The sequence below is a fragment of the Sutcliffiella halmapala genome, assembly GCF_002019665.1.
Lineage (GTDB): Bacteria > Bacillota > Bacilli > Bacillales > Bacillaceae_I > Sutcliffiella_A > Sutcliffiella_A halmapala.
The window spans coordinates 1,599,793-1,612,365 of sequence record NZ_KV917375.1; the positions used below are offsets into that span (position 1 = coordinate 1,599,793).

Genomic DNA, 12,573 nt, shown 5'->3' on the forward strand with positions numbered 1-12,573 from the left:
AAGAATATGCGCCTACTTGTTGTAAATGGTCCCAACTTAAACCGGCTTGGATTACGCGAGCCTGCTGTGTATGGGAACCAAACTTTAAGCGATTTGGAGAAACAGCTAGAAGATTTAGCGAAGGAAATACATATAACGATTGATTGTTTTCAAAGCAATCATGAAGGGGACATAATTGATAAGCTTCATGAGGCGGAAGAAACATATGCTGGAGTTGTTATTAATCCAGGTGCTTTTACACATTATAGCTATGCCATCCGTGACGCAATAGCTAGTATTACGATTCCAGTGATGGAAGTACATATTTCAAACATACATAAGCGTGAGGAATTCCGCCATACTTCTGTAACAGCTCCTGTCACAGTCGGACAGATTATTGGGCTTGGAATGTATGGCTACCATTTAGCAGTATTAGGGTTAGTAAAGAATATCAAGGGGGAATAAAGAATGGAGAAATTAACAAAATTAAGAGAACATTTTCAAGCAGCCAATATTGAAGGCTTATTAGTGACAAGTGGGAAAAATCGTCAATATTTAACGAATTTCACTGGCAGTGCTGGAGTAGCGATTATTACGGAAAATAAAGCTGTATTTATCACTGACTTCCGCTATACAGAACAAGCTAGTAAGCAATGTGTTGGCTTTGAAATAGTTCAGCATAAAGGTGGGTTAGTCGAAGAAATCGCCTCTGTAGTGAAAGATTTAGGGATTAGTAAATTAGGGTTTGAACAAGATCATGTTACTTTTTCTAGTTATTTGAATTACAAAACCACGATAACGGCTGACCTTGTTCCTGTTTCTGGTGTAATTGAAAAGTTACGCTTGATAAAGAATGAACAAGAGATTAAGATATTAAAGGAAGCTACAGAGATTGCTGATGCGGCATTCCAACATATTATTACTTACATAAAGCCTGGTCTTACAGAATTAGATGTATCCAATGAGCTTGAATTCTTTATGAGAAAACAAGGTGCGGTCTCTTCTTCATTTGATATAATTGTAGCTTCTGGTTATCGTTCCGCACTTCCACATGGAGTGGCTTCTGATAAAATAATCGAAAAAGGCGAATTTGTCACATTAGACTTTGGCGCTTATTATAAAGGTTATAACTCGGACATTACACGTACACTTGCTGTGGGTGAGCCTAGTGACGAACTAAGAAACATCTATAATATCGTGTTAGAGGCACAATTAAGAGGAATGAAAGGCATCAAACCTGGAATGACAGGTCGTGAAGCTGATGCTCTTACTCGTGATTATATTACAGAAAAAGGGTATGGTGAGTACTTCGGACATTCCACGGGACACGGCTTAGGTATGGAAGTGCATGAAGGACCATCCTTATCTGTGAAATCTGAAACTGTTTTAGAACCAGGAATGGTTGTAACGGTGGAACCAGGAATTTATATTGCAGGTCTTGGTGGTGTGCGTATCGAGGATGATACGATCGTCACAGAATCTGGAAATGAATCTCTTTCTTATTCCACAAAAGAACTTATTATTTTGTAAAGGTAATCTCTGTCCTGTGTAGACTAGACTGTATTAGTCAAGGATACAATACGGATAGGGTAACTATTTACATAGCATTAGGAGGAAACAACATAATGATTTCAGTAAACGATTTTCGTACAGGATTAACAATTGAAGTAGATAATGGTATTTGGCGTGTACTAGATTTCCAACACGTAAAACCAGGTAAAGGTGCTGCGTTTGTTCGTTCTAAGCTTCGTAATCTACGCACAGGAGCTATTCAAGAAAAAACTTTCCGTGCTGGGGAAAAAGTAGCAAAAGCACAAATCGACAACCGTAAAATGCAGTACTTATATGCTAATGGAGATTTACATGTATTCATGGACAATGAGTCCTATGATCAGCTGGAATTACCATCTGGACAAATCGAGTATGAGCTTAAGTACTTGAAAGAAAATATGGATGTTGCCATTATGATGTATCATGGTGAAACACTTGGGCTTGAATTGCCTAACACAGTAGAGTTAAAGGTAGTGGAAACCGAGCCTGGTATTAAAGGTGACACTGCTTCTGGTGGTTCTAAACCAGCAATCGTAGAAACAGGTTTATCTGTAAACGTACCATTCTTCGTAAACGAAGGCGATGTATTAATTGTTAATACAACGGACGGATCTTACGTTTCTAGAGCATAAGAGAAAGGGGCAGACTGATAGGGTCTGTCCCTTGATTTTTTTCTAAGTTTCGAATAAATAACTAATCATACAAACTAAGTCCTCTTACTCCGTGAACCAAACCACTCTTTCTACACCATCAATTAATTTCTGCTGCTCGCTTCCATCGGTTTTACTAATCCAGACTGTATTCCAACCGTTAGAGTCCTTTCGTATCCAGCTAATTAGATTTCTATTTTTCAAAAAGATGGGATTTTCGTCTGAACTACCATCTGGAGTTTTCACTAGCCTTTTTTCGGAAGACGTCCCATCCTTAGTATTCACAATATACAAGGAGGAATAGAAAGGAGCTGGTTTATCTGCTTCCAATCCACGAGCAACAACAATGGTATTATCGTCAATCCAATCGAAATCAATGTCAGCACAGCCTACGGGAGTGAATACTTTCTTTTGATTAGGAAGAATGCTTTGCACGGTCAATTTTTTATTCTTAACTCCTGTTGTAAGTCGACCGCCTCCTTGAATAGATGCAAGTAATGGTTTCGTTGGCGCCCATTTAATCCATTCTTTTTTTCGTAATATTTCTCCCAATGGGATTAGTATTTTATTTTCGTTAACAAATACACTTAACATATTGCTATCCGCTGACCATGATGCAGTAGGGGATACAATAAAGGCTAAAAGCTTTCCATCCTTTGACCAGTTAAATTTCTCGGCTTCGATGGATATTATAGATAGATCATCGAGATTAAGTGGCGAGGAAATCGTATATAATGGGTCCACCTTGACATCTAATTCCTGTTTCTTTTTCTCAAGCATCCAATTCACAACATAAAGTCTTGGGTGACTCCATCCATCTGGGAAAAGCATCGCACTAGCTGAGGCGATAAGATTCTTTCCTTCAGTGTCCCATGAAAAATGAGAAACACCACCTGTTAGCTGATGGATGACGGGATTCATAGACGAAAGTTCAACAACCGATAAAATAGAATCGCTTAAAAAGGCAAATGTAGGGCCAGTAGGGCTCCACATGATAGAGTTACCTTTCATTTTTAGTTTGGTATGCTTATTGGACGGAACATGATAGAGCCAAATGTCTGATTCTCCATTCGCTTCCGTTACCGTGGTTTCAAAAGCTAACCATTGACCATCGAAAGACCAACTTAGATTGGAGATCGATATATTTTCTTGTAGTAAAACTTCGCCATCATCCTTATATAGCCACAAGCCTTGATCGCGTATAAAAGCTGCTTTTATGGGAGTCTCTGCCAATATACTGTCTGGGAGTAGAAAAATAAGTAGGACCAATGTGATCCACATTTTTTTCATAAATATGTTCCTCCTATTTAAGTTAACTATCATTGTAGTCTTACCTTAGAATGGGGTTTTCATGAAAAAGCTAGTTGAAAATAAAAAAAAAGGTGGTATAGTAAAATATAGGATTTATTCCTAGATATATTTTTTAACAATTTGTGCAAACGGTTACGCAATCCGTTATGATAGTAAAGTGTTGTTGACAAGGGAGTGTATCATGTTGAAAAAGATATGGTGGAAAGAAGCTGTCGCTTATCAAGTATATCCAAGAAGTTTTATGGATTCGAATGGTGATGGAATTGGTGACCTACGAGGAGTTATTTCAAAATTAGATTATTTAAAAGACCTCGGTATAGACGTAATTTGGATTTGTCCAATGTATAAATCCCCGAATGTTGATAATGGGTATGATATTAGCGATTACCAAGATATCATGGAAGACTTCGGTAATATGGCTGATTTTGATGAATTATTAAAAGAAACACACAATCGTGATATGAAACTTATCATTGATTTAGTGATTAACCATACAAGTGAGCAGCATCCTTGGTTTATTGAGTCTGCATCATCTAAAGATAACCCAAAAAGAGACTGGTATATTTGGGAAGATGGAAAAGGCGGAAAAGAGCCAAATAACTGGGAAAGTATTTTCAATGGCTCAGCTTGGGAATTAGATGAAGAGACGGAGCAATATTATCTTCACTTGTTTGCAAAAGAACAGCCAGATTTAAACTGGGAGAACAAAGACGTTCGTTTTGCGATTTATGACATGATCAATTGGTGGCTAGACAAAGGGATCGATGGTTTCCGTGTGGATGCAATCTCTCACATAAAAAAAGAACCAGGCTTTCCAGACTTACCAAACCCAAAAAAACTAGATTATGTACCATCGTTTGACTATATGATGAATGTCGATGGGATTCAAAAGCATCTTCAAGAATTGAAAGAGCAAACGTTTGCGCGATACGATATCATGACAGTAGGAGAAGCAAACGGAGTAAAACTGAACCAAGCCGATGACTGGGTGGGCGAAGAGAACGGCAAATTTAATATGATTTTCCAATTTGAGCATTTAGGACTTTGGGAAAAAGGAACAGAAGGCGGAGTAGATTTACTTCAATTAAAAGCAACCTTAACAAAGTGGCAAAAAGGCTTAGAAGGCAATGGCTGGAATGCTTTATTCCTCGAAAATCATGATCAGGCTCGTTCTGTTTCCACTTGGGGGAACGATAAGGAGTATTTAGTAGAAAGTGCTAAATCTTTAGGTGCACTCTATTTTCTCATGCAAGGGACTCCATTCATTTATCAAGGACAAGAACTTGGCATGACAAATGTCCGTTTTGAAACCATCGACGAGTACGATGATGTCGGGATGAAAAATCTTTATCGTATCGAAAGTAAAAAGGGCAATGCACAAGAAGTGATGGAAATTATTTGGGCAAAAGGCCGTGATAATTCACGAACTCCTATGCAGTGGAACGACAAACCAAACGGTGGATTTACAACAGGTACACCTTGGATGGGTGTAAACGATAACTACAAAACAATCAATGTAGAAAAGCAATGGAATGATCCGAATTCAGTTCTTAGCTTCTACAGAGACATGATCAACCTTCGTAAAGCAGAAGAGGTATTTGTTTATGGCGAATATAATCTAATCTTAGAAGATGATACGAATGTCTATGGCTACACAAGAACGTTTGAAGACAAAAAAGCAGTAGTATTGTGTAATATTAGTGAAGAAGAAGTAGAAATAGAGTTAATGGATATCGAAGTTTCCTCTGAGTATTTACGACTTCAAAACTATGAAGTAGAAGCACATGAGAATGTTGCGAAACTCACATTAAAACCTTTTGAAACGAGAGTTTATCTGTTAGGAAAATAATAAAGCTATAGGGAGTCCCGCATCTGGTGGGGCTCCCTTTTTGTGTTTCTGGGATTTCGCTATTTCTATAGAAAATTGAGGGGGAATTAGAAATGTGAGAACCTTCGTGAGTTACGTGAGAACGTAGGCGAGAAGCCTGAGAACCTTCGTGAGTTACGTGAGAACGTAGGTGAGAAGTGTGAGAACCTTCATGGGTTACGTGAGAACCTCATCCAGAACGGTGTGAAAAAGAATACATGAAGGCGAAAAAACAACTGAAATGTCATTTGTAGAGGTGAATTTGAAAAAAGGTGGATGATATAACCCGAGAAAATCGATAAAAAGAGAGACTTTCATTAAAAAATGATGAAAATTAGCAGTGAGAGAACCCCTATAAGGAAAAATCAACAAACTATCTTAATCTTGTTCTCCTTATATTCCTTACTACTCAAAAAAGAATCTTTTTTGAGTAGTATCCGTCATCGAAGGTCGTTCATTTTGAAAATAATACGAAAAATTTAATTTGTTATTGACACTGTACCTTTATCACGTTAGAGTAATAGTAATCTTTTGAAAAATTAAATATTTCGATCTCTTATCAAGAGTGGCAGAGGGACTGGCCCGATGACGCCCAGCAACCGTTCCGTTTGGAATTGGTGCTAAATCCTGCAAAACAGTGATGTTTTGGAAGATAAGAGAGGGACACGTCTATATATTAGCGGTTAAACCTCTCTTTTTCTGGAGAGGTTTTTTGTGTTTATCGAGTGTGAAAATTCTAATCATACCTCCTCACTGCCACTGTTGCTCTAAGGGAATGCGAAATAAAACAGCAAAAGAAAGAGAAATGCTACATAAAAAATATGATGGGGAGAGTACAAGCATGATAAAAAACATATTTAAAAAGGGATTAGTAGCCATTACAGCTGCAACACTGCTATTAACTGGCTGTAATGCAGGAGGAGAGACTACGGCTAAAGGAAGCCATAGCGGACCGATAGAAAATGTTCCTGAAAGATTTGCAGATGGCGAAGGGGCAAAAATTAAAGTTATTAGAAAAATCGGTGGCGATGATCATACAGCTCAGTTTTTAGCGGGCGCGAAAGAAGAGGGAGAAGCGTTAGGGTTTAAAGTGGATGTGTTTACTGCGAATGGAGATAGCGCGAAGTTCCACGATGCTATTAATCAAACGTTAAATCAAGATTATGATGGAGTCATCATTTCACATGGTGATGATGCAGCAACGGTTGAGGGAGTTGAAAAGCTTATCGAAAGTGGGAAAAGTGTAGTGACCTTTGATTCTATCGGTGACCTGGCAGAAGTGGACGGTGTAACCCTCACTTCTCAGGATGATGAAGAATTGGCGAAATTAGCGCTTGATCAGCTTGTAAAGGAGCATAATGGCGAGGCAAACATTGTCTATCTATGGGTAGATGGTTTTCCGCCAATGGTGCGACGAAATAATGTATATCAAGAAACATTGAAAAATAATCAAGGGTTAAATGAAATAGAAAGATTTGGAGTTGCTGCTGCTGATACTTCCGTTCAAACACAAAATGCGGTAGCGGCAATGCTTAATAAACATCCAAAAGGGAGTATTGATGCGATTTTTGCCACTTGGGATGCATTTGCTATAGGAGCAGCAAGAGCGTTAAAAGAAGCGGGAAGAGAAGAAATTAAAATCTACGGAATTGATGTCTCCAATGCCGACTTGCAGGAAATTAGTGAAGAGGGTAGTCCTTGGAAATATACCGCTGCAGTCGATCCAAAGCTAATTGGAGCAGTAAACTTAAGACTTCTAGCTAAAAAACTAGCTGGGGAAGATACACCACAAACATATGATTTAGAAGCGGCACTTATTTCTCAGGATGAGCTACAAAAATCAAGTGAAGCAGTGAATATGGGGAATCTCTCTAACGTCATTGAGGGCTGGGGACAAACAGATGCCTTTATCGAAGATTGGATGACCACCTTGCGAGAGCATTTTAAGAAGTAATTTTGGGTTAATAACGGATGATGTACGAGCCTGTTCTTAGACACTCTCCTTATTTTTAAGAGGGTGTCTGCTTTTTTGATTGGAGGGGAAAAAAGCCGATGGGACATACCTTACTTGAAATGAAAAAGATATCTATTGGGTTTCCAGGAGTAAAGGCGTTAGAGGAAGTAGATTTTACAGCAAAAACAGGTAGTATTCATGCCTTAATTGGAGCAAATGGTGCCGGGAAATCTACTTTAATGAAAGTGTTGGCTGGTGCTTATGATCACTATACTGGAGAGATCTCTATTGCTGGGCGTGAAAAATCAATCCGGAAGCCAAGTGAGGCTCAATATGCGGGAATCCAAATCGTTTACCAAGAGGTAGATACAGCATTAATACCAACGTTAACAGTTGCCGAAAATATTATGTTACAAGAAACCGTTCAAGAGATGGGAACAAAGCAATGGATTAATTGGAAGTCGATTCATCAAAAAGCGGAATCACTTTTAGCGAAAATGAATGTGGAGCTTTCGACGAAAAGATTAGTTAGCACATTAACACTTGCAGAAAAGCAAATGATTTTGATCGCTCGAGCTATCTCTACTAAATGTAAATTTCTTATTTTAGATGAACCGACTGCACCACTTAGTTTAAGAGAAACAAAGGAACTGTTTAAGATTATCAAGGACTTAAAGAATCAAGGTGTAGGCGTTATTTTTATCTCTCATCGCATTCCGGAAATCTTTGAGTTATGTGATGAAATAACGGTGATGAGGAATGGGAGGCTTGTGTTGCATGAGAAACTCGCTAAGCTTACATCAGAATTTATCGTAGAATCAATGCTAGGCCAAAAATTAGAAGAGCAATTTCCAGAGTTAAATAAAGCTGTAGGGAGAAGTCTGTTAGAGGTGAAGGGGCTAACAGACAAAGGAAAAGTGAAGAATGCATCATTGCAGGTAAGAGCAGGAGAAGTAGTAGGGATTGCAGGGCTTGTAGGGGCTGGAAAAACAGAGCTATGTAAAGCGTTATTTGGGGCTTCTTCTCTAAAGGAGGGGGAGGTTTGGCTGGATGGGAAACAAGTGCAGTTGAAAAGTCCCCAAATAGCTGTTAAGCATGGAATAGCTTTAATTCCTGAGGAAAGAAGAAAAGAAGGGATTTTACTAAATGAATCTATTCTAGTAAATATAACTTCAGCTAGCTTAAATCGATTTACAAAGGCCCGCCATTTTGTTGATACGAAAGCAGAAAAGAGACGTGCGACAGAAACGATCAAAAGTTTAGGAGTGAAGACCCCATCAGCTGAAACTAGTGTTCATACGCTTTCAGGTGGGAATCAACAAAAAGTTGCGATTGGAAAATGGTTAGTAGTAGACGCAGACATCTATATCTTTGACGAGCCAACAAAAGGGGTCGATGTTGGAGCGAAAAGAGATATCTTTGACCTTATTTCGGAGCTGGCAAAACGAGGAAAGGGTATCCTTTATGCGTCTGCTGAGCTACCTGAAATTATTGGACTTACGAATCGAACCTACGTTTTATATGATGGTAGAGTTGTAAAAGAACTTGAAACAAGCAAAACAGATGAACAAGAAATTCTATTCTTTTCAACAGGAGGCAGGTAACTTGAAAACACAAATTCCTGTTCAACATCATGCAAAGCCGAAATTTAATTTTGACCTTTTTAATTTTCTTTATAAGTATGGGACTATTCTTACTATATTTGTGCTAATTGCAGTTTTCGCTCTTGTTAATCCTGCATTCATCCAAACCAATAATGTGATTAATATTTTACGTTCCATTTCCATCGTAACGATTATAGCTATTGGAATCACGCTCTCCTTAACGGTAAACGGATTTGATTTGTCAGTAGGTTCGGTTGCATCCCTCTCCAATGCCATCGTTATTTCAATGTTTGTATGGTTCTCACAAAATACGATGGTAGCAATTTTTTCTGCTTTAGCTGCAGCACTTTTAGTTGGTGCGTTTAACTCTTTTATGATAGTTAAGTTAAAAATACCGGATATGCTGATGACCCTTGCTACGATGTTTATCATTCAAGGTATCGCTCTATCGTATACAAAGGGAGCGACGATTTCCCAAAACATGGTGATGGCAGATGGGACATTCGCTACAGGAACCATTAGCCCGTTATTTCAAAAGTTTGGACAAGTACCATGGATCATCATCATTATGCTAGTTTTAGTTGCAGTCGTTCATATCTTTTTGACGTATACGAAGCATGGTCGATACATGTATATTATCGGAGGGAATCCAGAAGCTGCACGATTATCTGGTATTCCAGTTAATAAATACAAAGTAGTTGCTTATCTTTTATCTGCACTATTAGCAGCAATTGGAGGTATGGTGCTTGCTTCAAGAATTATGACAGCAGAAATTAATGCTGGCACCCCTTATTTAATGGATTCAGTAGCGGCAGCATTCATTGGATTTGCTGTATTAGGTGCAGGTAAACCTAATGCTTTTGGGACGTTTATTGGAGCAGTATTAATTGGGATATTGCAAAATGGCCTCGTGATGATGTCCGTTCCCTATTACTCGATGGATATCGTGAAGGGGGCAGTATTAGCTTTTGCACTTGCCATTACGTATTACAAGCAGAAGTAATTTATATGATATTTACAGAGAGAGCTGCTAAGGTAGCTCTCTTTTCTTATGTAATGTAACTTCGAATAACATCATCCAAAGATTCGCCTCAAAAAAATACTTCTGCATCCTCAAGTTACGGCATAGGTTGTACAAAGTGTGGGAAATTGTGTAATCCGGCACTGCACTAGGGAGGCCAACATTGTATGAAAAAAATAATCGGAAGTTTCGATCCAACGGTCCTATCGATGGCTGGTTTACGTTTATTTTCTGGAGTGCTAGAAATTAGTGCGGCCATCATTATGCTCTATTTAAATGATGTCAAGAAAGCGGTCGTTGTGAATTCTATGTTAGCGGTTTTAGGTCCCGTTATTTTTATCTCAACGATGATGATCGGATTAGTAAGTATGGCAGATGAAATCTCTTTTTCGAAATTAATTTTTATCGCTATTGGAGTGGGATTTATTTTGTATGGCATTTATAAATGAACACTCAGAAAAATAAGTGAAAGTATAAATGATTGTTATATATTGACCAACCGAGCATACATTGTAAGTAACAAAGGGACAAGAAGGGGATTTTATGATAGCTAGTGTAATGAATGTGCTGCCGCCTAATTTGGCTAGAGTAATTGAGCGACTTTCTCCACTAACATTGGATAGATTGGAAGAAATAAGAGTAAGGATTAATCGGCCGTTAGAGTTAATAGTGGACGGGCTTCCAATATTCCCATCTTATATTGTATCTTTTGACGATGGAACCCACCTTTTAAATAAAATAAGTAAATACTCCATCTATGCCTTAGAAGAAGAGTTAAAGCGGGGGTATATTACGATTACCGGAGGGCATCGAATCGGCCTATCAGGAAAAGTGATTACGGAAAAAGGGAAGGTAAAAGCAATTCGTGACGTTTCCTCCTATAATATTCGGATTGCTAAACAAAAGCTTGGTGTAGCGGCGCCGCTTCTTCCTTACTTATATGAAAAGCGCTGGCTAAGCACGATGCTTATCGGTCCACCTCAGACAGGGAAAACGACGATGCTCCGTGATATGGCCAGGATGATGAGTACAGGTGTGGAAGAAAGAGGAATTGCTTCCTGCAAAGTAGGTATTGTGGATGAGCGATCAGAAATAGCGGGATGTGTGGATGGAATCCCTCAACATGATCTAGGAGTACGAGTAGATGTATTAGATGGTTGTCCGAAGGCAGAGGGGATGATGATGTTAATTCGCTCGATGAGTCCCGAGGTTATTGTAGTCGATGAGATTGGAAGAATGGAAGATAGTGAGGCCACCATGGAAGCTGTGAATGCTGGGGTAGGGTTACTAATGAGTGTGCATGCTTTCTCTTACGAAGAGCTTATCCATCGACCAAGTCTTCGCGAAATACTATCATTACGAGCAATAAAAAGATTTGTTGAGCTTTCGCGAAACAACGGTCCTGGTTCCATAAAACGCATTTTAAACGAAGCTGGAGAGGAGATCTACCGGGAAGAGAGTGTGACAAGATGATTAAATTACTTGGAGCAGTATTTATCATTGTTTCTACGTCATGGGCAGGGTTTGAAGCGGCGCGACATTTAACGGAAAGACCCAGACAGTTGCGGTTATTAAAAGTAGCACTTCAATCATTAGAAGCGGAAATTATGTATGGGCACACTCCTTTAGCTGAAGCAACAAAAAATATAGCTAAACAGATGGATAAACCACTTACTTGGTTCTTTGAAGCTTTCTCCCATAAGTTAGATAAAGCTAATTTAAATGTAAAGCAAGCCTGGCAAGAAAGCTTGGATGAGGTATGGCAATCCACCGCATTTAAGAAAGCAGAACTAGAGATCATGAAGCAGTTTGGGGAAACTCTTGGACAACATGATCGGCATACCCAGCAAAAACATATTCTTTTAGCAATGACACACTTAGAACGAGAAGAATTAGAAGCACGTGATAAGCAGATTCGTTACGAAAAGATGGTGAAAAGCTTAGGTGTGCTATCAGGATTATTGCTCATTATCTTATTGATGTGAAAATAGGGGGAAGCATTCATGGGCATGGAAGTCGATATTATTTTCAAAATAGCAGGGATTGGAATTGTTGTTGCATTCTTGCATACCGTTTTAAAGCAACTCGGAAAAGAAGAGTATGCAAACTGGGTCACCTTACTTGGATTTATTTATATCTTATTTATGGTTGCGAATATTGTGGAAGATCTATTTAAAAAGATAAAATCCGTGTTCCTGTTTCAATGATAAAGGAGTGTTGACCTATCGAGATAATTCAAATTGTAGGTCTAGGGCTTGTTGCCACGTTTCTCGCGTTAATTGTGAAAGAGCAAAAGCCGACATTTGCTTTTATGCTCGTTGTGTTTGTAGGTTGTGTCATTTTTTTATTTTTAATCGATCAAGTTTTTGAAGTGATTCGAATGCTTGAACGAATCGCTATTAATGCAAATGTGAACCTCATCTATGTGGAAACGATCTTAAAGATTGTCGGAATCGCGTACATTGCTGAATTTGGAGCGCAAATAACAAAAGATGCGGGTCAAGGTGCCATCGCTTCTAAGATTGAATTAGCAGGAAAAATATTGATTCTGGCGATGGCTATACCAATTCTAACCGTTATTATCGAAACCATCATAAACCTAATTCCTTCTTAATGGAGAGGCTTTGGGAGGGGGC

Annotated in this window: 13 protein-coding genes and 1 riboswitch; of the genes, 12 read left to right on the forward strand and 1 reads right to left on the reverse strand. The window is 38.7% G+C overall.

All coding sequences use genetic code 11. The features are described from left to right. Positions 1-6: 6 nt before the first annotated feature. The 3 genes from aroQ (at position 7) to efp (ending at position 2,162) form a co-directional block, all read left to right on the forward strand. A complete protein-coding gene (gene aroQ, locus BK580_RS07700; protein ID WP_078379765.1) occupies positions 7-444 on the forward strand; it encodes a type II 3-dehydroquinate dehydratase in 438 nt (145 codons plus the stop codon). A gap of 3 nt (positions 445-447) precedes the next feature. Continuing rightward, positions 448-1,509, forward strand: coding sequence for a M24 family metallopeptidase (locus BK580_RS07705; protein ID WP_078379766.1), 1,062 nt, complete (start codon positions 448-450; stop codon positions 1,507-1,509). A gap of 95 nt (positions 1,510-1,604) precedes the next feature. After that, the gene (gene efp / locus BK580_RS07710) at positions 1,605-2,162 is read left to right on the forward strand and encodes an elongation factor P (protein ID WP_078379767.1); all 558 of its coding nucleotides are present in this window, start codon (positions 1,605-1,607) and stop codon (positions 2,160-2,162) included. An 84-nt stretch (positions 2,163-2,246) separates the two neighbouring features. Here efp and BK580_RS07715 read toward each other — a convergent pair whose 3' ends face one another. After that, entirely contained in the window at positions 2,247-3,470 is a 1,224-nt protein-coding gene (locus BK580_RS07715; protein ID WP_078379768.1) for a PD40 domain-containing protein, read from the reverse strand. 205 nt (positions 3,471-3,675) lie between these two features. Between BK580_RS07715 and BK580_RS07720 the strand changes: the two genes are divergently transcribed. The 9 genes from BK580_RS07720 to spoIIIAD all read left to right on the forward strand — a co-directional run bounded on the left by BK580_RS07720 (position 3,676) and on the right by spoIIIAD (position 12,551). Next, the gene (locus BK580_RS07720) at positions 3,676-5,340 is read left to right on the forward strand and encodes a glycoside hydrolase family 13 protein (protein ID WP_078382682.1); all 1,665 of its coding nucleotides are present in this window, start codon (positions 3,676-3,678) and stop codon (positions 5,338-5,340) included. 571 nt (positions 5,341-5,911) lie between these two features. Further along, positions 5,912-6,017, forward strand: a riboswitch (SAM riboswitch). Between the two features lie 182 nt (positions 6,018-6,199). Further along, entirely contained in the window at positions 6,200-7,312 is a 1,113-nt protein-coding gene (locus BK580_RS07725) for a sugar ABC transporter substrate-binding protein (RefSeq protein ID WP_078382683.1), read from the forward strand. A 98-nt stretch (positions 7,313-7,410) separates the two neighbouring features. After that, positions 7,411-8,916, forward strand: coding sequence for a sugar ABC transporter ATP-binding protein (locus tag BK580_RS07730; RefSeq protein WP_078379769.1), 1,506 nt, complete (start codon positions 7,411-7,413; stop codon positions 8,914-8,916). Then, a complete protein-coding gene (locus BK580_RS07735; RefSeq protein ID WP_078382684.1) occupies positions 8,876-9,919 on the forward strand; it encodes an ABC transporter permease in 1,044 nt (347 codons plus the stop codon). Before BK580_RS07730 ends, BK580_RS07735 begins: the two co-directional genes overlap by 41 nt. A gap of 185 nt (positions 9,920-10,104) precedes the next feature. Beyond that, a complete protein-coding gene (locus BK580_RS07740; protein WP_078379770.1) occupies positions 10,105-10,386 on the forward strand; it encodes a YqhV family protein in 282 nt (93 codons plus the stop codon). Positions 10,387-10,483: 97 nt separating this feature from the next. Beyond that, a complete protein-coding gene (spoIIIAA, locus tag BK580_RS07745; protein ID WP_139364975.1) occupies positions 10,484-11,410 on the forward strand; it encodes a stage III sporulation protein AA in 927 nt (308 codons plus the stop codon). Beyond that, positions 11,407-11,922 (forward strand): stage III sporulation protein SpoIIIAB, encoded by a 516-nt coding sequence (gene spoIIIAB, locus BK580_RS07750; RefSeq protein ID WP_078379772.1) that lies wholly within the window; start codon positions 11,407-11,409, stop codon positions 11,920-11,922. The genes spoIIIAA and spoIIIAB overlap by 4 nt, the downstream gene beginning before the upstream one ends. Before the next feature lie 18 nt (positions 11,923-11,940). Next, positions 11,941-12,144, forward strand: a complete 204-nt coding sequence (gene spoIIIAC, locus BK580_RS07755; protein ID WP_078379773.1) for a stage III sporulation protein AC — start codon at positions 11,941-11,943, stop codon at positions 12,142-12,144. 17 nt (positions 12,145-12,161) lie between these two features. Then, entirely contained in the window at positions 12,162-12,551 is a 390-nt protein-coding gene (spoIIIAD, locus tag BK580_RS07760) for a stage III sporulation protein AD (RefSeq protein ID WP_211279077.1), read from the forward strand. Positions 12,552-12,573 lie beyond the last annotated feature (22 nt).